Origin of the sequence: Nocardia sp. NPDC006630, from assembly GCF_040611495.1 — a bacterium.
In the GTDB taxonomy this organism is placed as follows: Bacteria; Actinomycetota; Actinomycetes; order Mycobacteriales; family Mycobacteriaceae; genus Nocardia.
In genome coordinates, this window is the sequence record NZ_JBEXOK010000011.1 from 1 (window position 1) to 24,178 (window position 24,178).

At 67.5% G+C, this 24,178-nt stretch carries 22 protein-coding genes and 5 pseudogenes; 10 read left to right on the plus strand and 17 right to left on the minus strand.

Going from position 1 to position 24,178, the window contains the following annotated elements; all coding sequences use genetic code 11:
- Nucleotides 1–432: 432 nt before the first annotated feature.
- From tyrS to ABZX86_RS30535, 3 genes are all read right to left on the minus strand, one after another.
- Nucleotides 433–1,713, minus strand: coding sequence for a tyrosine--tRNA ligase (gene tyrS, locus ABZX86_RS30525; RefSeq protein WP_355128326.1), 1,281 nt, complete (start codon nucleotides 1,711–1,713; stop codon nucleotides 433–435).
- A 236-nt stretch (nucleotides 1,714–1,949) separates the two neighbouring features.
- Nucleotides 1,950–2,381: a DoxX family protein gene (locus tag ABZX86_RS30530; protein ID WP_355128328.1), complete on the minus strand. Its 432-nt coding sequence runs from the start codon at nucleotides 2,379–2,381 to the stop codon at nucleotides 1,950–1,952.
- Nucleotides 2,382–2,619: 238 nt separating this feature from the next.
- The gene (locus tag ABZX86_RS30535) at nucleotides 2,620–3,288 is read right to left on the minus strand and encodes an FCD domain-containing protein (RefSeq protein WP_355128330.1); all 669 of its coding nucleotides are present in this window, start codon (nucleotides 3,286–3,288) and stop codon (nucleotides 2,620–2,622) included.
- A gap of 171 nt (nucleotides 3,289–3,459) precedes the next feature.
- Between ABZX86_RS30535 and ABZX86_RS30540 the strand changes: the two genes are divergently transcribed.
- On the plus strand, nucleotides 3,460–5,112 hold the full coding sequence (locus ABZX86_RS30540; RefSeq protein WP_355128332.1) for a 2-isopropylmalate synthase: 1,653 nt from the start codon (nucleotides 3,460–3,462) through the stop codon (nucleotides 5,110–5,112).
- A gap of 209 nt (nucleotides 5,113–5,321) precedes the next feature.
- Here ABZX86_RS30540 and ABZX86_RS30545 read toward each other — a convergent pair.
- The 5 genes and pseudogenes from ABZX86_RS30545 to ABZX86_RS30565 all read right to left on the minus strand — a co-directional run.
- A pseudogene (locus tag ABZX86_RS30545) lies at nucleotides 5,322–5,744 on the minus strand (Clp protease N-terminal domain-containing protein); the annotation flags it as partial.
- A gap of 82 nt (nucleotides 5,745–5,826) precedes the next feature.
- Nucleotides 5,827–6,450 (minus strand): DNA-3-methyladenine glycosylase, encoded by a 624-nt coding sequence (locus ABZX86_RS30550; RefSeq protein WP_355128334.1) that lies wholly within the window; start codon nucleotides 6,448–6,450, stop codon nucleotides 5,827–5,829.
- 33 nt (nucleotides 6,451–6,483) lie between these two features.
- On the minus strand, nucleotides 6,484–6,777 hold the full coding sequence (locus ABZX86_RS30555) for a DUF3761 domain-containing protein (protein WP_355128336.1): 294 nt from the start codon (nucleotides 6,775–6,777) through the stop codon (nucleotides 6,484–6,486).
- A 169-nt stretch (nucleotides 6,778–6,946) separates the two neighbouring features.
- Nucleotides 6,947–7,870 carry an RNA polymerase sigma-70 factor gene (locus ABZX86_RS30560; RefSeq protein ID WP_355128338.1) on the minus strand — a complete coding sequence of 308 codons (924 nt, stop codon included), beginning with the start codon at nucleotides 7,868–7,870 and terminating at the stop codon, nucleotides 6,947–6,949.
- A 75-nt stretch (nucleotides 7,871–7,945) separates the two neighbouring features.
- Complete coding sequence (locus ABZX86_RS30565; RefSeq protein ID WP_355128340.1) at nucleotides 7,946–9,127, minus strand: FAD-dependent oxidoreductase; 1,182 nt, start codon at nucleotides 9,125–9,127, stop codon at nucleotides 7,946–7,948.
- A 178-nt stretch (nucleotides 9,128–9,305) separates the two neighbouring features.
- Here ABZX86_RS30565 and ABZX86_RS30570 point away from each other — a divergent pair, with 178 nt between their 5' ends.
- Complete coding sequence (locus tag ABZX86_RS30570) at nucleotides 9,306–10,025, plus strand: DsbA family oxidoreductase (protein ID WP_355128342.1); 720 nt, start codon at nucleotides 9,306–9,308, stop codon at nucleotides 10,023–10,025.
- Nucleotides 10,026–10,037: 12 nt separating this feature from the next.
- Here the strand turns inward: ABZX86_RS30570 and ABZX86_RS30575 are convergent, their stop codons facing one another.
- The 5 genes and pseudogenes from ABZX86_RS30575 to ABZX86_RS30595 form a co-directional block, all read right to left on the minus strand.
- Nucleotides 10,038–10,439: a hypothetical protein gene (locus ABZX86_RS30575; protein WP_355128344.1), complete on the minus strand. Its 402-nt coding sequence runs from the start codon at nucleotides 10,437–10,439 to the stop codon at nucleotides 10,038–10,040.
- Complete coding sequence (locus tag ABZX86_RS30580; protein ID WP_355128938.1) at nucleotides 10,436–11,353, minus strand: molybdopterin-dependent oxidoreductase; 918 nt, start codon at nucleotides 11,351–11,353, stop codon at nucleotides 10,436–10,438. Before ABZX86_RS30580 ends, ABZX86_RS30575 begins: the two co-directional genes overlap by 4 nt.
- A 78-nt stretch (nucleotides 11,354–11,431) precedes the next feature.
- A pseudogene (locus tag ABZX86_RS30585) lies at nucleotides 11,432–11,923 on the minus strand (molybdopterin-binding protein); the annotation flags it as partial.
- Nucleotides 11,924–12,174: 251 nt separating this feature from the next.
- The gene (locus tag ABZX86_RS30590) at nucleotides 12,175–12,855 is read right to left on the minus strand and encodes a DUF2064 domain-containing protein (protein ID WP_355128346.1); all 681 of its coding nucleotides are present in this window, start codon (nucleotides 12,853–12,855) and stop codon (nucleotides 12,175–12,177) included.
- Nucleotides 12,852–13,517 carry a glycosyltransferase family 2 protein gene (locus tag ABZX86_RS30595; protein ID WP_355128348.1) on the minus strand — a complete coding sequence of 222 codons (666 nt, stop codon included), beginning with the start codon at nucleotides 13,515–13,517 and terminating at the stop codon, nucleotides 12,852–12,854. The genes ABZX86_RS30590 and ABZX86_RS30595 overlap by 4 nt, the downstream gene beginning before the upstream one ends.
- Before the next feature lie 144 nt (nucleotides 13,518–13,661).
- Here ABZX86_RS30595 and ABZX86_RS30600 point away from each other — a divergent pair.
- The 5 genes and pseudogenes from ABZX86_RS30600 to ABZX86_RS30620 all read left to right on the plus strand — a co-directional run.
- Nucleotides 13,662–14,270, plus strand: a pseudogene (locus tag ABZX86_RS30600) (hypothetical protein); the annotation flags it as partial.
- 303 nt (nucleotides 14,271–14,573) lie between these two features.
- Nucleotides 14,574–15,017 (plus strand): annotated as a pseudogene (locus ABZX86_RS30605) (hypothetical protein); the annotation flags it as partial.
- A 387-nt stretch (nucleotides 15,018–15,404) separates the two neighbouring features.
- A pseudogene (locus tag ABZX86_RS30610) lies at nucleotides 15,405–15,611 on the plus strand (hypothetical protein); the annotation flags it as partial.
- A 5-nt stretch (nucleotides 15,612–15,616) separates the two neighbouring features.
- Entirely contained in the window at nucleotides 15,617–16,312 is a 696-nt protein-coding gene (locus ABZX86_RS30615; protein WP_355128350.1) for a response regulator transcription factor, read from the plus strand.
- Entirely contained in the window at nucleotides 16,302–17,336 is a 1,035-nt protein-coding gene (locus ABZX86_RS30620; protein WP_355128352.1) for a HAMP domain-containing sensor histidine kinase, read from the plus strand. The genes ABZX86_RS30615 and ABZX86_RS30620 overlap by 11 nt, the downstream gene beginning before the upstream one ends.
- Nucleotides 17,337–17,539: 203 nt before the next feature.
- Here the strand turns inward: ABZX86_RS30620 and ABZX86_RS30625 are convergent, their stop codons facing one another.
- Both ABZX86_RS30625 and ABZX86_RS30630 read right to left on the minus strand, forming a co-directional pair.
- A complete protein-coding gene (locus ABZX86_RS30625; RefSeq protein ID WP_355128354.1) occupies nucleotides 17,540–18,601 on the minus strand; it encodes an NAD-dependent epimerase/dehydratase family protein in 1,062 nt (353 codons plus the stop codon).
- Nucleotides 18,602–18,701: 100 nt separating this feature from the next.
- Complete coding sequence (locus ABZX86_RS30630; protein WP_355128356.1) at nucleotides 18,702–19,892, minus strand: low temperature requirement protein A; 1,191 nt, start codon at nucleotides 19,890–19,892, stop codon at nucleotides 18,702–18,704.
- Nucleotides 19,893–20,208: 316 nt separating this feature from the next.
- On the opposite strand from ABZX86_RS30630, the gene ABZX86_RS30635 reads away from it, so the two are divergent.
- Genes ABZX86_RS30635 through ABZX86_RS30645 form a run of 3 tightly spaced genes read left to right on the plus strand, consistent with a single transcriptional unit; the run spans nucleotide 20,209 to nucleotide 22,321 of the window.
- Nucleotides 20,209–20,940, plus strand: coding sequence for an ABC transporter ATP-binding protein (locus tag ABZX86_RS30635; protein WP_355128358.1), 732 nt, complete (start codon nucleotides 20,209–20,211; stop codon nucleotides 20,938–20,940).
- The gene (locus ABZX86_RS30640; protein WP_327140754.1) at nucleotides 20,937–21,725 is read left to right on the plus strand and encodes an ABC transporter permease; all 789 of its coding nucleotides are present in this window, start codon (nucleotides 20,937–20,939) and stop codon (nucleotides 21,723–21,725) included. Before ABZX86_RS30635 ends, ABZX86_RS30640 begins: the two co-directional genes overlap by 4 nt.
- The gene (locus ABZX86_RS30645) at nucleotides 21,722–22,321 is read left to right on the plus strand and encodes a TetR family transcriptional regulator (RefSeq protein WP_355128360.1); all 600 of its coding nucleotides are present in this window, start codon (nucleotides 21,722–21,724) and stop codon (nucleotides 22,319–22,321) included. Before ABZX86_RS30640 ends, ABZX86_RS30645 begins: the two co-directional genes overlap by 4 nt.
- Here the strand turns inward: ABZX86_RS30645 and ABZX86_RS30650 are convergent.
- Nucleotides 22,302–23,618, minus strand: coding sequence for a hypothetical protein (locus ABZX86_RS30650; protein ID WP_355128363.1), 1,317 nt, complete (start codon nucleotides 23,616–23,618; stop codon nucleotides 22,302–22,304). The genes ABZX86_RS30645 and ABZX86_RS30650 overlap by 20 nt on opposite strands.
- Nucleotides 23,619–23,946: 328 nt before the next feature.
- Nucleotides 23,947–24,168, minus strand: a complete 222-nt coding sequence (locus ABZX86_RS30655) for a Trm112 family protein (RefSeq protein WP_355128365.1) — start codon at nucleotides 24,166–24,168, stop codon at nucleotides 23,947–23,949.
- Between the last annotated feature and the right edge of the window lie 10 nt (nucleotides 24,169–24,178).

Below are 24,178 nucleotides of genomic sequence, written 5' to 3' on the forward strand. Positions count from 1 at the left end.
CTCTCAACCGGGGGGTATGAGAAGCCGGAACCAATAATAATATTGGCACTGACATTCATCGACACACTATTGAGTTCTCAAAGAACAGGCGCACACACCATCCGGCCGAATTAACGACCCTCCAGTGAGGCAACTTTTCCAGCCTAGCTTCTCTGCTCCAGCGAGTCAAGCTCGGGTTCAGATGGGCTTTACCTGTTTGGTCAGGCGCTCCTCGTACAACCTCGTGTCCGGGTCCGCATTTCCAGCCTCTGAGCTGGGCGTTTGGCTCCCGGTCGGTGTCCGTGTCGCTCTGACCTGGAATAAGTTACGTGGCGGGAAACGCCACGTCAAATCGCCTGGTCAGGGGTCCGTAACCGCAGGTCGCGAGGGCGCGATCCGGACCTTTCGACGACCTGGGCCATCCGAATGTGACCCAGGTCATGTCGATCGGCTCTAGTCGGCCCTGCGGACGCCGGCGAAGTTCTTCTTGCCGCGACGCAGTACCAGCCAGCGGCCGTGCAGGTAGTCGGAGTCGGACGGCGTCCACTCCAGATCCGAGACGCGCTCGTTGTTCACGGCCGCGCCACCCTCATTGACAGCACGCCGCGCCGCGCCGCGACTGTCGGAGAGTCCGGTGGCCACGAGCAGGTCCACGATCGTGGAGTTGCTGGTGGATTCGGCGACCTTGCCGTCGACGGCGGCTTCGGTCAGCGCGGCGGCCATGGTCGATTCGTTGAGGTCACGGAGTTCACCGCGGCCGAACAGGGCCTGACTCGCCAGCTGCACGGAGTGGGTGTTCTCCTCACCGTGTACGAGGGTCGTCATCTCGGCGGCCAGGCGGCGCTGCGCCTCCCGGGCGTGCGGACGCTCGAGGGTCGCCTGCTCGAGTTCGTCCAGTTCCTCCCGCGAGACGAAGGTGAACCAGCGCAGGTAGCGGACCACATCGGCATCGGCCGTATTCACGAAGTACTGGTACCAGGCGTAGGGGCTGGTCATCTCCGGATCGAGCCAGAGACTGCCGCCGCCGGTGGACTTGCCGAACTTCTTGCCGTCGGCGGAGGTCACGAGCGGAACGGTCAGGGCGTGCACATGCTCGCTGTCGACGCGGCGGTTCAGCTCCACGCCCGCGATGATGTTGCCCCACTGATCCGAACCACCGACCTGCAGCCGGCAACCGTGATTGCGGCGCAGCTGCAGGTAGTCGTTGGCCTGCAGCAGCATGTAGGAGAACTCGGTGTAGGACATGCCGTCGCTCTCCAGGCGGCGTTTGACCGTATCGCGGGCCAGCATGACGTTCACCGAGAAGTGTTTGCCGATATCGCGCAGGAACGAGACCGTGCTCAGCGGTCCGGTCCAATCCATATTGTTGGCAATGATCGCGCCGGTGGGTGAATCGTCGAGATCGACGAAACGCTCCAGCTGGGAGCGGATGCGGCCCGCCCACTCGGCCACGGTGTCGGTGGAGTTCATGCTGCGCTCGCCGACGTCGCGAGGATCGCCGATCAGTCCGGTCGCGCCGCCCGCGAGGACGACGGGGCGGTGGCCCGCACGCTGAAAACGCTTGAGCGCCAACAGCGGAACGAGGTGTCCGGCGTGCAGGCTCGCGGCAGTCGGGTCGAAGCCGGCATAGAGGGTGATCGGCCCCTTCGCCAGATCCGCACGCAGCGCGTCCAGGTCGGTGGACTGCGCGATCAATCCGCGCCAGGTCAGTTCATCGATAATGTCGCCGCTCACGTCGCCCTATCTTTCCGCACCCGGAATGCCCGCTGACCAGTAGGTCGGCCCCGGCCCCATCGACGGCGCGTCGATGGGGTGGCCGATCCGGATCATCCCGTCCATCGCCTCGCGAACAAGCCCCGTCTGCGAGGGAGGAACGGGGAGGCGTCAATGCCGTGGTGACCGGCACGCGCCTGATCCGCCACCGAGTGTCCTCGGGGGCGGATCAGGTGTCGAAGCAATATTCAAGGGAGTCAGCGGTTGAGCAGTGCGGTGAAGGTGGCGAAGGAGGCGCGGCGCTCGTAGGCGATCCAGGCGAACATCACGGCCAGGACCAGCGGGAAGGGGGCCAGGGCGGCATCGTGCAGGAGGAAGACCTGGGTGGCGGCGGCCAGCACCGTGGTGATGGACAGGCCCGCGGCGGCCGGGCCGCTCAGACGGGGCACCAGCAGGCCGATGCCGCCGGAGACCTCGACCACGCCGGTGAAGTAGCGGAACCATTCACCCCAGCCGATATCGCGGAAGGACTGCACGGCGTCATGCTGGCCGACCAGCTTCGGCAGGCCCGAGGCGATGATGAAGAACAGGCCGAAGAGGATCTGCAGGGTCCAGAGCACCCGGTTGCGGGTCTTGCTCGGGCCGGCGGTGGTGGCGGAGGTCTGGGCGGGGGCGGCGATGGCGGTCATGGCGAGTTTCCTTCGGGGGCTTGCGAGTTCGGGGTCGAGCTCGGTCATACGTAGAGACGGAGCCCGTTTCGAAAACTCATCGGCGATCCCGAAAAGAATCTTGAAGTTGCACTTTGCCCTGCTCAGCGGCCCGAGATGCATGGGGTTGCAGTGCCTGCGGCAGATACGCGGTAGATGATGGTCGCCGAACGTCCCGCTGGGCCGATCACCTCACCGCCTACGTCGATGCCGTCTGCCTCTACGTCAACGCCGTCTTCAGAGAGGTGAGGTGGACGCGACTCGCGGTGGCGGCGATCTCGGGCTTGCGGGCGCGGATGGCCACATAGAGGTCTTCGTGCGCATGGTGGTCCGCCCCCGGATCGGCGATCGGGCGGATGCGGAGCATATCGACCATGGCACGGCGCAGGCGCGGGACGAAGGCGTTGAACATTTCCAGCAGGATGTCATTGTGCGCAGCGGCGATGACCGTGCGGTGAAAAGCGGTGTCGGCGTCCACGAGTGCTTCGACGGAATCGCCGGCCTCGGCGCGCGCGGTCAGGGCGCGCAGAATATTGCGCAGGTCGGCGGGGGTGCGGCGCTGCGCGGCCAGGGCCGCGGCTTCGGCCTCGATCGCAATGCGGGCCTCGATGACCGCTTCGATATCGGCGCGGCGCAGCACCGTATCCCAATCCTCGGCCACATCGAGTGCGGTGACGAAAACGCCTGCGCCCTGGCGGCTTTCGAGCACACCCCGCCCGGCGAGTTCGCGAATGGCCTCCCGCAGCGTGGAGCGGCCGACGCCGAGCTGCGCGGCGAGCGTCGTCTCCCCCGGTAGCCGGTGCCCCAGCTCCCACTCCCCCGCTCGCAGCCGTTCCAGTAGCACTTCGGCGGCTTGTGCGGCGAGCGGGTGCCTCTGGACCTGCGACATATCCTTTTTGCCTCTCTACTTGTCTGAGGAGTGATTCCCGTTTAGTCTAAGCCACATGACTCAGGGTGTGCTGCTTCTGCTTCTCCGCCGCGGCGGGGTCTGACCGACCGGCACCCTCCCGCGGGTTGAACTGCTGCGCCGGTCACTCTTCCGACGCGAAAGACAGCAATCATGTTCTCTTCCACCACGTGGAATCACCAGCAGCCCTCCGCCATGCCGTCGCATCGGTATCGCGATGTGTACGAACGGGTTTCGGTACCGATCACCGATCGGCGGTGGCCCTCGAACCGGATCACCGCAGCGCCGCTGTGGGTGCCGGTCGATCTGCGGGACGGCAATCAGGCGCTGGCCGAGCCGATGGACCCGGCGCGTAAGCGGCGCTTCTTCGAAATGCTGGTGGCCATGGGCTACAAGGAGATCGAGGTCGGGTATCCCAGCGCCTCGCAGACCGACTTCGATTTCGTGCGGCTCATCGGCGCCGAGGGATTGGCGCCGGAGGATGTCACCATTGTGGTGTTCACGCCCGCCCGCCGGGATCTGATCGAGCGGACCGTCGAATCGATTCGCGGCATCACCAATGACGTGGTCATCCACATGTACATCGCGACCGCGCCGATCTGGCGGGATGTGGTGCTCGGCGCCTCGCGCGAGCAGGTTGCCGACCTGATCACCGCCGGTGCGCGCGATATCGCGGAGCTGGCCGGGGAGCTGCCGAATGTGCGGTTCCAGTTCTCCCCCGAGGTCTTCATGCTCACCGAGCCGGATTTCGTGCTGGATATCTGCGATCGGATCACCACGGCCTGGGAGGCGACGCCGCAGCGGCCGGTGGTGCTGAACCTGCCCGCGACGGTCGAGGTGGCGACGCCGAATGTGTACGCCGATCAAATCGAGTACATGCACCGGAATCTGGCGCGGCGCGAGAGCGTCATCCTGTCGGTGCATCCGCACAATGATCGCGGCACCGGCGTGGCCTGCGCGGAGCTGGCGGTACTGGCGGGCGCGCAGCGGGTGGAGGGGTGCGTATTCGGCAATGGTGAGCGCACCGGCAATGTCGATCTGGCCACCCTCGCCTTGAATCTGCATGCGCAGGGCGTGAATCCGATGATCGACTTCTCCGATATCGACGAGATCCGGCGCACGGTGGAGTACTGCACGCGACTGCCGGTTCCCGAGCGGCATCCGTATGCGGGCGATCTGGTGTACACGGCCTTCTCCGGGACGCACCAGGACGCCATCAAGAAGGGGTTCGCCGAGCACCGGGCGCGAGCGGCGCAGATCGGTGTGCCGGAGAACGAGATTCCTTGGGAGGTACCGTATCTGCCGATCGATCCGGCGGATGTGGGACGTTCCTATGACGCCGTGATCCGGGTGAACTCACAGTCCGGCAAGGGCGGAATCGCGTATCTGCTGCAGGAGGAGTACGGGCTGGACCTGCCGCGGCGTATGCAGATCGACTTCGCGCGGCATGTGCAGCGGCATACCGACAGCACCGGGGCCGAGATTTCGGCGCGCACGCTGTGGGAGCTGTTCACGCAGGTGTATGCCCGAGAGCTGAAAGTATTGCCGGACAACGCTGTTCCGGAAGCAGGCTCTGTTGAGGAACTGGTACACGCGCTGGCCGAACAGGGTTGCATCATCGAAGTGCTGGCGCTGCACCAGCAGGCGGCGGGCCGCACCGGATTCGCGGCCGCGGTGGTGTATCTGGAGTACCGGAACGGGCAGCAGGTGCGGTGGGCATTCGGAACGGGCGAATCCGCCGCCCAGGCCGGGCGCGCGGCGGTGACGGCAGCGGCCGATCGCTGCCGGGCAACGGTCGAGGTGTAATTCCGCGCTGCCGCCGCGCGGTGCGAACCGTGCGGCGGCACAACCGCTTCCGCGACAGCTCAGGCGTCCGGGTCGCGGGGCTGGGAGTCGCCCAGCCGCCGTTCCAGTTCGGTCACGCGGCGTTCGAGAGCCTCGAGGCGGCGCGCCATCGAACTGGCCCCATAGACGGACTTCGCTGCGGGCGTAGCGGATTCGGCATTCGATCCACGTATTTCGAGAATCCGGCTGCGCACCCGCCCGGCGCCGGCGTCCATGCTGTTCAGTATCTGCGCGGCCACGCCCTCACCCTCTTCGACCAGCCCGAGCAGCAGATGTTCGGTGCCGATCTCGGAGTCCCCCAGCTCTTTCGCCTCGTACAGCGACAGCTCCAGCACCCGCTTCGACCGCGGCGTGAAGGGAATGTGGGCGGCCGGTTCGCGGGATCCCTCCCCGATGAGCTGCTTGACCTTGGTGCGCACAGCCTCCCGGCTCACCCCCACATCCTCGAGTGCGTGTGCTGCCACACCGTCGTGCTCGCGGATCAGCCCGAGCAGCAGGTGCTCGGTGCCTATGTAGTTGTGGTTGAGCAGCCTGGCTTCCTCCTGCGCCAGCACCACCACCCGGCGAGCCCGGTCGGAGAATTGATTGAACATGAGACCTCCAGTGGAGCGACTTCCATTCCACGGTAGCCCGCACGCGGCCCGCAGTCGCGGAATCCGCTGGTGTGCTCCAGGTTCAGGCGGGGCGATCGAGCCGCGGCGCGCGCGGGCTGCGCCGGTAGACCGACACGGCGGGCGAATCCGCCAGCCACAGCCGCCAGGGCCGTTCGGCGGCGAGCCGGACGCCAACCCTCGGACCGGCGGAAATGACTGTGGGCTCGATGATTTCGGGAGTCAGCTCCAGCCGGATCGCGGATTTCGCGGTGAAGAGGTCGGTTCCATAGTCGCCGAGGGTGATTCCCAGGGCACTGCCGAGATTGCCCGGCCCCCTTGCCAGATCGGCATCGGTGCGCGCCGCCGGCCGGCGGCTGCGGGCGAGGTCGTGGCCCGCGATCACCTCGCCGGCCCGGATCAGCACCGCGCTGGCGGTACCGTCCGGGCCGGTGGTGACATTCACGCAGGTGTGCATCCCGTAGCTGAGGTAGACGTACAGCACTCCGGGCGGGCCGAACATAACGGCATTGCGCGGCGTGGGGCCCGGATACGAGTGCGCGGCCGGATCGGGCCACGGACCGGCGGGGTCGCCCCCGTACGCCTCGACCTCGGTGATGCGAATTCCCACCACCCCCGACCACAGGGTCGCGCCGAGCAACCGGCGCGCGGCGACCAGCGGTTCGACAACGAGTTCCTCAGCAGGCACAGCTACCGATTGTGTCCTATGACCCCGACACGGTCACAGCCACTTCGCGACCCCGTGATGGCCGGAGCAGGTGCCCCGGTGATTCTCACTGAAGCTGTAGTCGCCGTCCTTGCAGAGGGCGGTTGCTCCCGGCGGTGCGCTGGGGGCCTGCTGTGGGCGCGGAACGCAGTCGCCGTCGACATTGTCGTATTCGGTCGCCGAGCAGGAGGCGTGCAGCAGTGGTGCGGCGGTCGCGGGAGCGCCGAACAGCGCGCCCGCGCCGAAGAGCGCGGCAGACACGGCGGGCAGGACGAAGCGCAGTACGCGCTTCCGGTATTCGATTGTCAACTGAGATTCCTTGTACGAGAACAGTTTCCGCCAGAAGGTGAAGGCCCCCCGACTCAGGCGCCGAACACTACCGCATCGGCTGCGCGACCCGGTGCGGTTCGGCCGATGGCTAGGGCGGCCGTGCACCCGGGGGAGAACACTCATCCCCCAGTTGGTTTTGCCCCCAGAGCTATTCGCTCGCGGGCCGCAAGCCGTCGAGCTTGTCGGGGTTGACCTGGAAGCGGAGGTTCTCGATGCGGCCGCCGACAACGTCGTAGGTGAGCGCGCCGACGATGTAGTCGCCGATCTTGCCGAGAATGCTGAGTTCGCCGTTGACGAAAGCGGATTCGAGGTAGATGCCCGCGCTGATCGGTTTGGCCATGACGCCGAGCATCCAGCGGGCGACATGATCGGGGCCGTGCAGCGGGCGGCGGGCGGCAGTGACCTTGCCACCGCCGTCGTTCCACAGCGTGACGTCGGGCGCGAGTAGTTCCATGAGCGCGTTCAGGTCACCGCCCTGGCAGGCAGCCATGAATTTGCCGGTGATCTCGCGCCGCGAGGCGTCGTCGGCGTCGAATCGTGGCCGGCGGGACTGCACATGGGAGCGGGCGCGATGCGAGATCTGCCGCACCGTGGCCTCGGGGCGGTCCAGGAATCCGGCGATTTCGGCGTGCGAGTAGCCGAAGACTTCGCGCAGGACGAAGACGGCGCGCTCCACCGGTGTGAGGGTTTCCAGGACGACCAGCATGGCGGTCGACACGGTGTCGGCCACTTCGGTCTCCTCGGCGGCATCGGTGGTGGTCAGTAGGGGTTCGGGCAGCCATGGGCCGACATAGGTTTCGCGGGTGGCCCGGGCGGAGGTGAGTCGGTTCAGGGCCAGATTGGTGACGGTGCGAACCAGGTAGGACTTGGGGTACTCGACCGAATCACGGTCGGTGGCATGCCATTTGATCCAGGCGTCCTGCAGGACGTCCTCGGCGTCGGTGACGGTGCCGAGCATCTGGTATGCCGTGCCGAACAGCAGTCGGCGGTGCTCCACGAAGGGATCGATCGCCGCCTCGGGCTCAGTGGCGGGCCGATCGGTGTCATGACTCTGGTCCTGCATGGGGTTCATCTTTACCGGACCTTGCAGATCGAATCGATCGGAGGGCCGGGATGCCGCTGGGTATCCCGGCTTCCGATGTCCGCGTCATACGGTCTTGCGGGTGGCGCGGCCGCCCTTGGACAGCTGCACCGACATGGTCATGCTCTTGCTCATCTTGAAGGTCGGCACCGGGCTGCTGCTGACCATCTCCTTGTAGGCGACCGCGGCCCGGCCCTTCAGGTACCAGCGCTTCGGGGTGTCGTCGGCGTTCGTGAACTGGATGACCGCATCCTTGCGGCCCAGGCTCACCGGCTGGTGGACATAGCCGAAATGGAAGGGCCGCAACGTCTTTCCGCGCAATTCACGAGCAATAGTGTCCGCTGTGTAGGCCGCGGTCGGCAGGCCGCTCTGGCAGGTGCCGTGGATCGGGCCCCACGCCTGCTTGACGGCGGCGGCGTCACCGATGGCGTGAATCTCCGGGTGCGAGACCGAGCGCAGGGTGGCGTCGGTGACGATCAGGCCGCGCGCATCGGTGGCGATACCGGCCGCGGCGGCCAGCGGCGCGACCTTCACACCGGTGGTCCACAGCGTCAGATCCGAGGTCAGCAGTTCACCGGTGCTCAGCTCCACGGCGTCGGGGAGCACCTTGGTGACCTTCACGCCGACGATCCGCTGTACGCCGAGCCGGTCCAGGGCGCGGTTCAGGTGGGCGCGGGCCTTATCGCCCATCATCGCGCCGGGCTCGGCCTGGCTGACGAGGGTGACGGTGAGGCCGGGGTGGGATTCGGCGATTTCGGTCGCGGCCTCGATGCCGGTGAGTCCGCCGCCGCACACGGTGACGGCACCGCCCGCGCGGGCCGCCTCGGTCAGACGCTCCGAAAAGGCATGGGCCCGGCGGGGATCGTTGAGGGTCCAGGCGTGGTGGTCGGCGCCGGGGACCCGGCTGGTGTCGGTGCTGCTGCCGAGCGCGTAGACCAGGGTGTCGTAGTTCAGCTGCGCATTGTCGTCGAGGGTGACGGTGCGGGCGGCGGTATCGATGGCGGTGGCCGCGGCCTGGTGGAATTCCACGCCCGAACCCGCCAGCAGATCCGCGATGCGGTGGTCGGCCAATTCCTGACCGGCGGCGACCTGGTGCATGCGCAGCCGCTCGGTGAATCGGGCGGACGGATTGACCAGGGTGATGCGCACGGCCTGCTTGCGGGTGCGGCGGGCCAGCCGGATGGCGGCCAGCATGCCGGTGTAGCCGGCGCCGAGGACGACGATTTCGTGGGTGTCGGTGGTGTTCATCGCTGCGCTCCTGAGTGTGTCGCGTGGTGGTTCGGCTATGGGACAAACCAGGGTCGCGGAACGTGACATCCGGTGCGGGTGACGCCGGTCACAGCGGAATCTTCGGTCCGCGTTCCGGGTTGGAACTGGCGAAGGCCGGGTCTCCGGCCTGCGAATTTCCGTCTTCGAGTGAGGTGTGATGGCCGTACAGGTCGAGATCTGGACCGATATCAACTGCCCGTTCTGCTACTTGGGCAAGGCGCGATTCGAGGAGGCGCTGCAGGCGTTCCCGCATCGCGACAGCGTCGAGGTGGTGCACCGGTCCTTCGAACTGGATCCGACGCTGCCGCACGACCACAGTGACGCCGTGGTGCCGCATATCGCGGAGAAGTACGGCATCAGCGAGGAGCAGGCCGCCGCCAATGAGCGCGGTATCGGCGCACAGGCCGAGGCGATGGGGCTGACCTATCAGATCGAAGGGCGTGATTTCGGCAGCAGCTTCGATATGCACCGGCTGCTGCACTTCGCCCTGGCGGAAGGCCGGCAGGAGGCCATGCTGAACGCGTTGTACGCGGCCAACTTCGCCGAGGACGCACCGCTGTTCGGCGATGCCGAGCGACTGGTACGGGTCGCGGTGAACGCCGGATTCGACGAGGCCGGGGTGCGCGCGGTGCTCGATGATTCCACCGCGTACGCCGAGGCGGTGCGCGCCGATGAGGCCGAGGCCGCAGCTCTGGGTGCGCGCGGGGTGCCGTTCTTCGTGATCGATCGCAAGTACGGGGTGTCGGGCGCGCAGCCGTCCGAGGTGTTCGAGCAGGCGCTGCAGCAGGCGTGGACCGATCACGCCCCGGTACTGCAGACGGTTGCCGAGGGTGACGTGTGCGGTCCGGACGGTTGCGCTCTGCCCGAACGCAATTGAGGTAGTCGCGGGTCAGGGGTGCGTGGTGCGGGTTCGGCGTAGCGCCACCAGGACCAGCACCCAGACCACTGCTACCGCCACCGCGAGACCCAGGATGTAGTTGCGGTCCAGGATGGTCGGGTTGGGAAGGGCTCCTTTTCGGCCGATCACCGGGACTGCGATGAGTAGCAGTGTCACGGTGCAGACCGCACCGCATGCCACTGGGGCCCACCAGGATTCGGGGAGCACCCGGCGGGCGGCCACGCCCAGGCTTGCCGCGAGCGGTGCGAATACCCCGTCGTGCAGCAGGATTCCGCCCGCGAACCAGAGTGCGATCGAGCGCAGGTCGGCAGGGTTCATCTGCAGCAGCAGGCTGATGCCGTACCAGCCCAGCCACAGGCCGAGCACGACCAGCAGTCCTCGGATGATTGTCATGCCAGCACCTCGATGGTCGAAAGCCATTTGGTTTGCAGGACTCCGGGGCGATTCGGCGCGATGAGACGGCACGGGTAGCCGTGGTCCAGGTCCAGGTCCTCGCCATTGACGCGGAGGGCGACCAGGGTGGAGGCGTCGATCGCATGCCGCCGCGGGAGGACCGTGGTGCGGTACAGGCCACCGGACTCCAAGGATTCGAAACGCACGTCACCGCTGCGGTATTCACCGACGGCGGCGAGCAGATCGCGCAGCCGCACACCCGACCAGTGCGCCGAAGCACTCCAGCCTTCGACGCACGCGATCGGCAGCGTCGACTCCGACTGCGGCAGCGCCGCGAGCTCGGTGCGGCTGAACGCACGCCGCACGCCGCCGACATCGACCATGAGCCGATAGGCCGAATCCTGCGCCCGCTCCCCCACTCCGGCGGCTGCCGCCGTGCGATTAACCGGAAGTCCCTGGGGCCCTTCGCCACTCCTCGGCGAGAGCACTGCCACCCACCGCAGGAACGGTATCGTCTGCCCGGCCACCGCAAGTCCCGCGACGGCGGCGGCGATCCCGGCGGCGCTCAGCACAGCGCGCCGGGAAATACCGGGCTGCCCGGCAGACGTCGAATTACTGTGCACAACAGCCGATTCCGGCAATGCCGGTGTCCTAGCGGGCGATGTGGGCGAACTGCCCGACGCGCGAGAACCTCCATACTCCGGCACCGGGTCCGAATCACTATGCCCAGCAACAGGCTCGGCGGTCGGTGCCGCCGCCCCCGGCATGGGCGGGATACCGACGTCCGGTGGCATCGCGACCGAGTCGTCCGACGCGGCGGTATTCTCCGGCAGCACCCGGGCCGAGGTCCGCTCCGAGACTGCGGGTTGCCCCTGTTGCGGCTCCCCCGCATCGAGCGGTTCCGTACGCCGCATTGCAGGCGAATCACCCTGTTCAACAGCAGATTCCAGCTCAGGTGCCAGCGCAGGGCCCGAGACCGCAGCCGGTTTCGCCAGGGGTCGGGCCAGGGCAGTGCGGATGATCGGGAGTTTTACCGCGAGGTGGATGGCGAGGGCGCCGACGGCTACGTAGGACATGGCGTAGTGGGTGGTGGTGAAGAAGAATTTCCAGGGGTAGAACTGGGCGGTGTTGAACAGGCCGGTGACCAGTTGGAAGATGACCGAACCGACCAGCAGCGCAATGGATCCGCGTTCGAGCATGCGGAGGGGGTTGCCGATGAGTGGGCGGCTGAACAGTCTCGGGAAGACCGCCCAGAGTTTGACCAGCAGCAGCGGGATGGCGATCACGCCCGAGATCACATGCGTGCCCTGGGTGACGCGGTAGAGCCACACCGGATGTGCGGGCCAGTAGAACCAGGTGGGCGGGTGTTGGATCCAGTGGCTGATCAGCCCGGTGAGGAAACACAGTGTGATGGAGATGCCCAGGGCGATGCCTACCCGCGCCGCCACCGCCGGACCCCGTGCGGCCGACACCTGCGACGCGATCAAGGCAGGCACGAGCAGAGCCGGCGGCTCCGGCTCCGGCTCCAGCGGGGCGATGCTGCTCCGGGTCTTCGACACTGTCGTCTCCAATACTCGGAATCTGTTGTCACACAATGAATTACTGCTGGTCGACACGGCACAGGTCCACAACTGCCTGTGCGATCACGGGGCCACCTCCGGGCGGCCATTCGCACCGCTCCACCTCAGCGCGGCCGGAGATCACGCGAGCCCGCACTGCCGCCGAGGTGAACGGGTTACAGCAGGGCGGGAGTCGAGGCCGCGTTGATGAGGTCGAGGGTGGCTGCGAACCGGCCGGTGGATTGGGCGGCGACGGACAGAGCGTCGGAATAACAGTCCACGTCGGTGAGCACCGGCAGGCGGTGCACTCGATAACCGCAGCGGCGCAGGGCTTCCCGGGTGAGGTCGCCGGTACGGGAGGTGGACATGGGGACATCGACGAGTAGGCGGGCGGGGCGGGGGTCGGTCAGTCCGAGTGCCCACCAGCCGCCGTCGGCGGCGGGGCCGAGGACGGTGTCACCGGTGGCCGCCAGCCGGGCGGCGGAGCGGGCGAGCAGTTCGGGACCGGCCTGCGGGGTGTCCATACCGATTTGCAGGACGGGCAGTCCGAAGCGGGCGGCGTCGGCGTGCGCGTTGGCCAGTCGCTCGCCGAAGGTGTTGCCGCGCTGCTGGATTACCGTGAAACCGCGCAGGGCGGCGGCGATCGTGCCGGATTCTTCGGCCATGGCGAGGTTGCCGGTCCAGGCGACCATGCGCTCCTCGGATCCGCAGGAGCGCACCGCGGCGAGCGTGTCGAGCAGGGCGGCGGCGGCCAGCCGGGCGGCATCGCGGGGTGGAAGCGGCGGGGTCAGGCGGGTTTTGGCGAAACCCGCGATGGGGGCTTTCGCGACGATGAGCAGGGTGGCGGGAATGGTCATCGGACACTCCAGAAGTCTTTGGCGGCCCGGACAGTTCCGCGCCACGAACCGGAAACCTTCGATACGCCATGGGTTCTCGGCCGATAGGTGATGTCGCGTTCGACAAGTCGCCAACCGGAACGAGCGGCGGCCACCAGCAATTCGAGCGGATAGCCCGAGCGCGGGTGCAGTGGGCCGAGAGCCAGCAGCCGGGCACGGTGCACCACGCGCATGGCGGCCACATCGTGGACGGCGAGACCGTAGCGCCGGCGCAGGCGGGCGGCGACGATCTGATTGCCGAGTCTTGCGTGCCAGGGCCAGGCCCCGGACCGGTGCGGGCGGCGGCGGCCGACGACCATATCGACGTCGGGTCCGAGTTCGGCTACCAGCAGCGGTAGTTCGCGCGGGTCCATGGAGCCGTCGCCGTCGAGGACGGCCACCACTTCGGTGCGCGCCGCGGCCACGCCGGCCTGCACGGCGCTGCCGTAGCCGGGCACCGGTTCGGCGATGACGTGCGCCCCGGCGAGCCGGGCCACGGCGGCGGTGGCATCGGTGGATCCGTTGTCCACCACGATCACCCGATAGTCCCGGGGGATTGCCGAAAGTACGCCGGGCAGTGCGCCTGCCTCGTCCTTGCACGGGATCACGACGGTGACTCCGCGTTCAACCTTGGATTCGGTCACCTCTAAGACGGTAGAGCCGCGCGGGTCGAATGAACCGGTAGCGACCGGTGACAAAAGTATGACGAGAGCTGGACCGACCCGTATTCCGGTGCAAAGGCGGGGGTGACGCGGCCTAGTCTGGGATCCGTGCGGAAAGCCCCTGTCATGACCCGCCCGCGCCGTGTCGCGCGGCGCGCCGATGTGTACTGCGCGGCGGCGGCCGCGACACTCGTCGCCCTCGCCTTCCTGGTGCCGCGAATACTCAGCGAACGAGCGCGCGGACATCTCTACGCCGGCGCCGCGCCGATCTTCGGAAATTGGCTACCGCATATGGGCTGGGGAACCGTTCCGGCGATCGCACTGGCCGTACTGGTCGTGCGCTACGGACCGGATCTGGCGTACCGCCTGCCCTGGCGGCGCGCCCTGCTGCTCACCTGGCTGACGGCCGTCGCCTGGGCCTTCGCGCTCGCCATGGTCGACGGCTGGCAGCGCGGTATCGCCGGCCGCCTCACCACCCGCGACGAATATCTGCACGAGGTCGGCGGCGTCCGCGACATCCCGGCAATGCTGCGCGGATTCTCCGGCCGCATACTCGATTTCCAGCCCAACTCCTGGACCACTCACGTCTCGGGCCACCCCCCGGGCGCCCTGCTCACCTTCGTCCTCCTCGACCGACTCGGCCTGCACGGCGGCGCCTGGGCCGCCCTGCTCTGCGTCCTCGTCGGCTGCAGCGCAGCCGCGGCCGTCCCGATCGCCATCCGGGCCCTGGGAGCACCGAAAGACGCTGCCCGCCTGGGTGATTCCGGACTTATCGACACAGTTGCCGGCGCAAGCAGCGGCAACTCGGACGGCCGCAACCTCGATGAGAGCAACTCGGCCGACCGTGGACCAGGCAATGGCAAGTCAGCCCTCGACATCCTCGTGGGCCGGGACGGTGACCTGCTCCGCGCCGATGACTCGATCCAGGAAAGCAGCAGCGCAGCCGATGCTGTGAACGCCGGACACTCGGCGGGCGAAGTCGGCCGAGCGGCAGGGCAATTCGCGAGTGATGCGGAATTGCGGGCGCGGGCGGTCATGCCGTTCCTGGCGCTGGCTCCCGCCGTCATTTGGATCGCGGTGTCGGCGGATGCGCTCTTTGCCGGGGTGACCGCGTGGGCGGTGGCCTTGCTGGCCACAGCGACTCGGCAGCGACCGCAATGGGTGCTCACCGCGCTGGCGGCCGGGGTGTTGTTCGGGTTCGGGATGTTCCTGAGTTACGGGCTGGTCTTGATGGCGGTGCCTGCGGCGGCGGTGCTCATGGCGCGGACATTGCGGCCCGCGGTGCCTGCACTGATAGGTGTGCTGCTGGTCGTGGCGGCGTTCAAGGCGGCGGGGTTCTGGTGGGTGGACGGTTATCACCTTGTGGTGCAACGCTATTACCAGGGCATTGCCAGCGAGCGGCCCTTCTCCTACTGGGTGTGGGCAAACCTCGCGGCCACGGTCTGCGCGGTCGGGCTCGCACCGATGGCGGCCCTGCACCGCGTCGCTCTCGGACTGCGGCTCAGCGCGCTCTGGGACCGCCCGGGCCGGCGGACGCCGACGCAGCTGACATCGCTCCCCTCGACCGTCACGACCTCGATGCCTGGCGCAGGAACCGCCGGCGCCCCGGCAACCTGGTCGCCGGAACCTGTAGGCAGTCCAGTGATCCATCCGCCGGAAATCGAGACTGGCTCGGCGACACTCAGGTCGGACCCCGCCGTCAAGGCGGCATTATCGAGGTCGGCCATCGCGACGGCCCCGGTGATGCGGGGCCCGGCAAATGCCACATCGCAGACGACTCCCTCCACTGCCCCGGCAATCTTCAGGGCAGCGCGTGCGGTCGCGGTTCCCGCGTTGCGGCGTTGGCAGGACGCGGTGAATCCGGTGGCGGTGCTCGCCGGGGCGGGGTTGCTGGCGGTGCTGCTGGCTGATCTCAGCGGGTTGAGTAAGGCTGAGACGGAGCGGATTTGGTTGCCGTTCGATGTGTGGGTGCTGGCCGGGGCCGCGCTGCTGCCTGCTCGCGGGGTGCGGGTGTGGCTGGCGGTGCAGGCGGCCGGCGCCCTGGTGCTCGTTCATTTCATTCTGACGAATTGGTGACTGTCATGCGCATTCTGGTGGCCGACGACGATGCTGTTGTCCGGGAAGTGGTTCGGCGATATCTGGAGCGGGACGGGCTCGAGGTGATCGAGACGGCGGACGGGCCCGCGACGGCTGCGGTGCTGGCGCGCAATGACATCGATCTGGCGGTGCTGGATGTGATGATGCCGCCGCCGGACGGGATCGATCTGTGCCGGGCGGTGCGGTCGGGGCCGCGGCCCGGGACGCCGATCATTCTGCTGACGGCGCTCGGGGACGAGGACGACCGGGTGATCGGATTGCAGGCCGGGGCGGACGATTACGTGACCAAGCCGTTCAGCCCGCGCGAGCTGGCGCTGCGGGTGGCCTCGGTGCTGCGGCGCGCGAATCCGCCCGTTGTCGAGGAGGAGGTGCTGCGCAGCGGGGGCGTCGAGGTGCGGCGGGCCGCGCGGGTGGTGACCATCGACGGCGCGCCGGTCGAACTGACGGCCCGGGAATTCGATCTGCTGATCTTCCTGCTGGCCCATCAGCGGCGGGTGTTCAGCCGCGATGAACTGCTCGCGCAGGTGTGGGGCTGGAGTTTCGGCGATCAGTCCACGGTGACCGTGCATATCAAGCGGTTGCGGGCCAAACTCGGTGCGGCGCATCGCATCGACACCGTCTGGGGCCGGGGGTACGCCTGGGGTCGCATCGATGCCGAGGAGGACAACCGTGCCGACTGATATGCCGGGACTGATCGGGTATGCGCTGGCCGCATCGCTGCCGGTGGTGGGGCTCGGCGCGGTACTGCTGCGCTACCTCCGCAATCGCACCATGACCACGAGTATGGCTGTGCTGGTGCTGATTCCGACCCTGGCCACCTTGAGCGGGGTGGTCGCGGTGAGTGGGCTCATGTTCACCGCCGAGTTCGAGCGCTTCGCCGTGGTGCTCGGTGTGGTCACCGCCGTGACCGTGCCCGCGGCCATTCTGCTGGGCCGGGCGCAGGCGCGAACGACGGTGTGGGAGCGGGAGATGCTGGAGCAGGAACGCGCCGCGGAGCGATCGCGCCGCGAGCTGGTGGCCTGGGTCAGCCATGATCTGCGGACTCCCCTCGCGGGGATTCGCGCCATGGCCGAGGCACTGGCCGACGGTGTGGTGAACAATCCCGCCGATATCGAGCGGTACGCGAATCAGATTGTCCGCGAGAACACTCGACTCTCCGCCATGGTGGACGATCTGTTCGAGATGTCGAAGATCAACTCGGGCGCCCTGCGGCTCACCCTGGAGCCGGTGGATCTGCGCGAACTCATCGACGAGGTGCTGGCCGCCAATCAGCCGACCGCCATGCGCGCGCGAATCACGCTGGCGGCCAGGCAACCCGGGGACCGGATCGTGGTGGCGGGCAGCGACCAGGCGCTGAGCCGGGTACTCACCAATCTGGTCGCCAATGCCATCGCCCACACCCCGCCGGGTGGGCGCATCGACATTTCCACCGGCACCGACGACGGCCACGCCTGGGCCCGGGTCGAGGACACCGGTCCGGGCATCGCCCCCACCGACCTGCCCCGCATCTTCGAGGTCGCCTACCGCGGCACCTCCGCCCGCTCCCCCGCCGCCGCCGAACTCGGCAGCAGCAGCGGTATGGGCCTGGCTATTGCCGCCGGGCTGGTCGAAGCCCACAATGGCGATATCAGCGCCGAAAACCGCGAGCAGGGCTGCCGATTCCAAGTCCGCCTCCCCCTCCTCACCGCCGGCGACGCCAACTAGCCGCGCCCCATCATCCCGACGCGCTTTCGGCCGGGATCCACACTGCCCGAGCTTCAGCGGCTTACGTGGATCCCGGCCGAAAACATGCCGGGATGACGGGGCGGATCAGCGCCAGGTCGGGGCGCCGGCGCCGGAGGCCGCAAGCAACGGAGCGGTGGCGAATTCGGTAGACCGTAGTCCAGGGATCGACCGCTGTTAGCCGGTCAGCGCCAGGTCGGGGCACCTGTGCCGGATGCAGCGCGAAGTGGTGCGGTCGCGAATTCGGTGAGGCCGCGGTCCGGGGTGATGGTTGCGGCAAATCCCAGTATGCGCCTGGCTTTTTCCGGGCTGGCGACGATGTGGCGGACATCGCCGGAGCGGTATTCGCCGGTGACGACCGGGGCTTTGCCGCCGCAGGCCGCAGCCAGGACGGTGGCTACCTCGTTGATGGTGATGGGGTGTCCCGAGGCGACGTTGAGGGTGGTGAAGCTGTCGAGGGGGCGTTCCAGGGCTGCCACATTGGCGGCGGCGATATCGCGGACGTGCACGAAATCCCGGGCCTGACAGCCGTCTTCGAAGACGCGCGGGGATTCGCCCGCCTCCAGCGCCGAGCGGAAGATGGCGGCGACACCGGAATACGGTGTGTCCCTGGGCATATTGTCGCCGTAGACATTGTGGTAGCGCAGGGCGGTGACGGTCGAGTCGGTCGCGGTGGCCCAGGCGAGGGCGTAATGCTCCTGCGCGACCTTGCTGGCGGCGTACAGGCTGCGCGGGCGCAGGGGCGCGTCCTCATCGATCGGAGTCCAGTCGAGTGGCTCGCCGGACGGTGCGCGGTGGTCGAAGACGCCGCGATCCAGATCGGCACGAGAACGTGGTCCGGGCACGAAATCTGTTGCGACGCCTCGGTATCGGCCCTCACCGTAGACCACCATGGAGGAGGCGAGCACCAGATGATGGCAGTGCGCCCGGTCCATGGCGGCGAGCAGGACTGCGGTGCCGAGATCATTGTGGGCGGCGTACGCTGGCGCGTCCTGAGCGCTCACCCCCGCGCCGACCACGGCGGCCTGATGGCAGACGGCATCGATCCCGTGCAGGTGCGCGTCCAGGCCCTCGGGATCGCGCACATCCACCTGATGCACGCCTGGCGGCGGAGTCGCAGCGACCCCGTGTGCGGCCGGGAGCATGAGATCAAGGGCGATCACCTCGTGCCCGGCATCCGCCAGCGCGCGGTGAATATGCGATGCGATGAAACCGGCAGCGCCCGTCAGCAATACCCGCATGGTCATGCCTTCCCGATATGGTTCCAGGTCATGCTGTCGATTCTGGACGCGCCGGGGCCGTTATGCCCCTTCGCGTCCGGCGTGCCGCGGATTCGTCAGCGTTTGGTCACTCTCGCGGGCGGCGCGCGACGATGGTGGAGCGGCTCAGATACTTGCCCGCCCCGCCCTCGCGAATGCTCATCAGATCGTCGGCGATGACAAACCCGTAGCCGACCGCCACCAGCACGATGAGCTGCCCCCACGCCACCCAGGCCATGCCGATCGGCGCGGTCGCCATGACCGCGCCCGCGGCGATCAGTCGCACCCACGGGCGCGGCAGCCGCAGCACCTGCCGGAAGAAGGCCTGCCCGAGGAAATACAGCGCAACACCGCCCGAGAGTGCCAGCGCCGCAGCCTTACTCGCCGCTTCATTGCCGTGCGCGATGGTCATGCTGATCCCGGCGGCGGTCATGATGACGCCGACCAGCAGCAGATAGAACGCGTAGTCGTAGCCGGCCACGGCGGCCTGGGTGCGCTGCACCGTGGGCAGTGCGTCCAGGGCGTGCTCGCCGCGTTCGTCATCGAGCCCGAAGAACGCCCACCACAGCACGTAGACCAGGGTCAGGCCGAGTGCGACGGTGGCGATCATTCCGATCGTGATGTCTTCTCCCGCGAGGCCGGTGCCGATGGCCACCACCGATTCGCCCAGCGCCACGATGATGACCAGGCCGTGCCGCTCACAGAAGTGACTGACGCGCACCACGAATCCGCCGCCGTGCACCAGATACGGCGAGAGGATCTGCACCCCGAGCGCGAGCGCCCACAGCAGATAGCGCGGCCAGCCGTGAATGCATCCGCCCGCCAGCACCAGCCCCGCCGAGAGCGCGTTGAACGGGCCGATCCGCCGAATTCCCGCCGCACCGTCGGTGCCCGAGGTCGCGAACATCAGCGCGTGCACGATGGTGATCAGCGCGTATGCCAGTCCGAACGCCAAGCCCGATCCGGTGAACGCTCCCGGAATCGACAGCGCCAGCACGAAGAAGCCGAACATTCCGATGAGTAGCCAGGTGCGCCGGCCGGAGCTGTCGGGGGCCACCTCATTGGTGAGCCAGACATATCCGGCGTACATCCACCAGATGACACCGAACATCAGCGCCACCTGACCGAGCGCCTCCCAACCGGGATGGTGGGTGAAGGCGTGCGTCAGCTGCGTGATGGTGAAGACGAAGACGAGGTCGAAGAACAATTCCAGGGTGGAGGCCCGCAATTGGCCGCCCTCGGCGGCATCCTCCACGGCACCGGGATTTTCACTGTTCACGCAGCAGAGCGTAGAGGTGCGACACACCCTTTGGCATCCCGACCAGCCGGTTCGATCGAAGTGCATCCCGGCACCCCAGCATCCCGGCACCCCAGCATCCCGGCACCCCGGCACCCCGGCACCCCGGCACCCCGGCACCCCGGCACCCCGGCACCCCGGCACCCCGGCACCCCGGCACCGATAATCCCGCCACACCGAAATCGCCGGGCCTACACCGTGCCTCGCGGCTGTTGTGGGGAGAGCCTTGCGCTCCGGTGCGCGGCGGCGCACAATTCATCACGTAGTGAATTCAACACTCGATGAATTGAGGGTGACCGTGACGGCACCGAGCTCATCGCCCGCCATAGCCATCGAGCACCTGCGGGTGGATCGCGGCGGACGCCAAGTACTGCAGGACATTTCGCTGACCGTGCCGCAGGGCAGCATTACCGGGCTGCTCGGGCCCTCGGGCTGCGGGAAGACCACGCTCATGCGCTGTATGGTCGGCACCCAGCTCACCGCGGCCGGCACCGTGCGGGTGCTGGGAGACGAAGCCGGATCACCCGCGCTGCGGCGGCGGGTCGGTTATGTGACCCAGGCGCCGAGCATCTACGACGATCTGTCCGTCGCCGACAATGTCTCGTATTTCGGTGCGATGTACGGATGTTCGGCTGCCGAGGTCGAGGCCGCGATTTCGGCGGTGGGGCTCAGCGGGCATGCGGGGAATCGGGGCAATCAACTCTCCGGCGGGCAGCGGACCCGGGTATCGCTGGCGTGTGCGCTGGTCTCGGATCCGGAACTGCTCGTCCTCGACGAGCCGACCGTCGGGCTGGACCCGGTGCTGCGCGCCGATCTGTGGACGCAGTTCCACGCGCTGGCGAAGCAGGGCCGCACACTGATCGTCTCCAGTCACGTCATGGACGAGGCCGAGCACTGCGATCAACTGCTGCTCATGCGCGAGGGCCGGCTGCTGGCGCAGCTCAGTCCGGATGAATTACGCGCCGACACCGGCGAATCCAGTCTCGAGAACGCCTTTCTCGCGCTGATCCGAATGGGAGAGAAGTCGTGACCGCCACCCTGTCGCGCCCGGCCGGGCCGAAACCGCTGCGCTGCTATATCGCCACCACCGTGCGCATTCTGCGCCAGCTGCGCGCGGACCCCCGCACCGTGGCCATGATTCTGCTGGTGCCAGCACTGCTCATGACGCTGCTGTACTTCGTGTACAAGAACTACTCGGTCATGCCGGGCGCACCGCGACTGTTCGACCGGGTCGGAATCACCATGCTCGGGGTACTGCCGTTCGTGGTCATGTTCCTCATCACCGCCATTGCCATGCAGCGCGAACGGGTTTCGGGCACACTCGAGCGACTGATGACCACCCCATTGTCGAAGCTGGATCTGCTGGCCGGCTACGGCACCGCCTTCTCCATCGCGGCGGGAGCACAGGCCGCGATCGCCTGCGGGGTGGCGTTCTGGCTGCTGGATCTGCAGGCCGCCGGTAGTCCGTTCCTGGTGGTACTCATCGCGGTGGTCGACGCGGTGCTCGGCGTCTCACTGGGACTGCTGGCAAGTGCGTTCGCGCGCACCGAATTCCAGGCCGTACAGTTCATGCCCGTGATCGTGCTGCCGCAATTCTTCCTGTGCGGGCTGCTGGTACCGCGCGGGCAATTGCCCGGCTGGCTGGAGGCCGTGAGCAATGTGCTGCCGCTCAGCTATGCGGTGGACGCGCTGCAGCAGGTGTCCGCGCATACCGGCGTCACCGGGTTGATGTGGCGAGATCTCGCGGTGGTCGCCGGATTCGCCGCTGTCGCACTGGGTCTCGGTGCGGCGACCCTACGACGGCGCACCGCATGAGCGACGGCAATGCCCGCACCGGGCGCAGGCCCGGTCAGTCCAGCACCCGGGAGGCGATTCTCGACGCCGCCCGGGTGCGGTTCGCCGAGGTGGGATTCGAGCAGGCCTCGATCCGATCCATCGCCACCGCCGCGAGCGTGGATCCCGCACTGGTGCACCACTATTACGGCACCAAGCGGGAATTGTTCGCCGCGGCACTGGAATTGCCCTTCGACCCGCAGGTGGTGCTGGAACTACTCGCCGCCACACCACCGGATCAATTGGGCGAGACCGTAGTCCGAGCCGTTGTCGGCCTCTGGGACTCCCCCGTCGGCACCCCCGTCATCGCCGCCTTCCGCAGCCAGCTGGGCAGCACGGACCCCGCGCTGGCACGCACCTTCATCCTGGACATCGTCCTCAAAGAGATTCGCCCCAAGGTGGATTCGCCCCCCGGCACCGGCGCCAAGCGTTCGGTCCTGGCCGCCTCCCAGCTCGCCGGCCTGATGGTCACCCGCAAACTGCTCCGCATCGAGCCCATCGCCTCCATGCCGGTAGACGAACTCGCCGCCCTCGTAGGCCCTACCCTGCAGCGCTACTTCACCGGCGATCTTCCGTAGCCGGACCCTGCGGCGGAGGTGTAGTCCAACCCTGTTGCTGCGGCGGCGCACCCCAACCCGGCTGCGGGCTGCCCGGCACACCCCAACCTTGTGGCGGTGAACCTCCCTGAAGCGGCCCACCCGGCACGAACCCTCCCGGCGAAGGCGTGAACCCAGATTGCTGAGGCATGCCGGGCGCATAGTCGCCCTGCGGCAGCTGCTGCGGCACACCCCAACTTTGCGGTGGCACACCTCCCTGAGGCGGCCCGCCCGGCACGAACCCTCCTGGCGGAGGAGTGAATCCGGCTTGTTGAGGCATGTCGGGGGTATAGCCGCCCTGCGGCATCCACTGTGGATTCGGTTGCGGGACAACACCGGCACGGGGACCAGTCGAGGTCGTAAGCACCGTCAGTACCAGGACCGCCAGTGCGACCAATCCGCCTGCTATCAACAGCCAGAAGCCAGCTCCGAAGCCACCTAACGTGACGGTGTTGTTCAGCATCTGCTGGTCCACCACATCCAGGACCAACATCCCACCGGAGGCGAAACCCAGTGCGGCACCGACGGATGCCAGCGGCCGTCCGAACCCGGCCCGACCGGTGAACAAGACGATCGCGGCAATGACCGCGGTGACAGCCGAAATGACCAGTGGCACACCCTGCAATTGCGTGTCATCCGAGATCCACCACGTGGTCATGTCGAAACCGCCGAGCAGTTTGAAAAAGGAACCGGCCATCAGCAACACCGAGAACAGCGTCGACAGCAGACCCGCGGTCACATCCAGACCCGAAGGTCCCGGCTTCCTCGGCCGTCCGTAGAGGTCAAGCTGCGGTGCGTGAGCAGAAGGCGACGTGGCAAGTGCGGTGAACGAACTCGCAAGTGCGCCAACGGAGACCAGTAGAGTGACGATGAGCGCCCAGTAGCCCGGCCCCAATGTGGCGTGCGTGTCGTCGCCGACAACCATCAGCTGCGTACCGATATCGAATGTCAGGGTCAGGCTCACTCCGACGGCCAAACCCGCCGCTGCCGCACCCAAACCACGCACCCGCCGGCTACGCGTGCCGAGCCCGGCCAGCAGCAGTCCTGCCGCCACGACGGCCACGACCGCCGCGAGTACAAACCCGATCCCGAGTACCTGCCCGGGCGATTGCGGTCCGGGGCCCAGCGGGACAGAACTATGGAATTCCCATGGCCGCCACTGCGAGGTGTAGGACGGTAGATCGATAGTCGGTTGTCCACCAGACTCGAACGTCATCAGTGTCAGAAATGACGCGACGACGAACAGCACGGCTGCGAAGCCGAGCAGACCTGCGGTCACCCGATCCGCAACGCGTCCGCCGACCGGAGCATTCGGAACTCCGCCAGGCGGGGCCTGTACCCACGGCTGCGGCTGATTATTCGAATATCCGCCGGGGCCATATGGACTCGGATACGAACCAGGCGGCGGAAAAGTGCTCACCGCCGCAGACTATGCCACCGGTTGCGTCTCGTCTCGGCGCAAATCGGTCACCGATCCCCCTGTCCGGCCGCAGAACTCAGCCTGACAAGGCAAAACGACCAAGCCCGGAGCAGAGAAAGCAAGCACGGTGACGGATGCGGCTCGACAGTGCTCACTGCCGCTCCGTGAAGCCGGGCTGAGCGGAGGCTCAGTCCTGGGCGATGAAGGTGAGGTGCTCTTCGTCGCTGACGTCGCGGGCCTCGTCGGCGAGCAGGACCGGGATGCCGTTGTCGATCGGGTAGGCGCGGTGCAGGCGGGGGTTGTAGAGCACCGTCGCGCCCTGGTCGTCGCGGACCAGCTGCAGGGGGCCCTTGTCCTGGGGGCAGGCGAGCAGGGTGAGCAGGGTGGCGTCCAGGGTTTCCTCCGACATGATCGACAAC

Excerpts from the sequence above, each read along its gene's own strand:
- ABZX86_RS30530 (WP_355128328.1), bottom strand. The coding sequence starts at position 2,381 with ATGACCGCCATCGCCGCCCCCGCCCAGACCTCCGCCACCACCGCCGGC.
- ABZX86_RS30580 (WP_355128938.1), bottom strand. The coding sequence starts at position 11,353 with ATGCGGCGTACGGAACCGCTCGATGCGGGGGAGCCGCAACAGGGGCAA.
- ABZX86_RS30535 (WP_355128330.1), bottom strand. The coding sequence starts at position 3,288 with ATGTCGCAGGTCCAGAGGCACCCGCTCGCCGCACAAGCCGCCGAAGTG.
- ABZX86_RS30540 (WP_355128332.1), top strand. The coding sequence starts at position 3,460 with ATGTTCTCTTCCACCACGTGGAATCACCAGCAGCCCTCCGCCATGCCG.
- ABZX86_RS30655 (WP_355128365.1), bottom strand. The coding sequence starts at position 24,168 with ATGTCGGAGGAAACCCTGGACGCCACCCTGCTCACCCTGCTCGCCTGC.
- ABZX86_RS30645 (WP_355128360.1), top strand. The coding sequence starts at position 21,722 with ATGAGCGACGGCAATGCCCGCACCGGGCGCAGGCCCGGTCAGTCCAGC.
- ABZX86_RS30615 (WP_355128350.1), top strand. The coding sequence starts at position 15,617 with ATGCGCATTCTGGTGGCCGACGACGATGCTGTTGTCCGGGAAGTGGTT.
- ABZX86_RS30565 (WP_355128340.1), bottom strand. The coding sequence starts at position 9,127 with ATGAACACCACCGACACCCACGAAATCGTCGTCCTCGGCGCCGGCTAC.
- ABZX86_RS30575 (WP_355128344.1), bottom strand. The coding sequence starts at position 10,439 with ATGACAATCATCCGAGGACTGCTGGTCGTGCTCGGCCTGTGGCTGGGC.
- ABZX86_RS30590 (WP_355128346.1), bottom strand. The coding sequence starts at position 12,855 with ATGACCATTCCCGCCACCCTGCTCATCGTCGCGAAAGCCCCCATCGCG.
- ABZX86_RS30570 (WP_355128342.1), top strand. The coding sequence starts at position 9,306 with ATGGCCGTACAGGTCGAGATCTGGACCGATATCAACTGCCCGTTCTGC.
- ABZX86_RS30625 (WP_355128354.1), bottom strand. The coding sequence starts at position 18,601 with ATGACCATGCGGGTATTGCTGACGGGCGCTGCCGGTTTCATCGCATCG.
- ABZX86_RS30560 (WP_355128338.1), bottom strand. The coding sequence starts at position 7,870 with ATGAACCCCATGCAGGACCAGAGTCATGACACCGATCGGCCCGCCACT.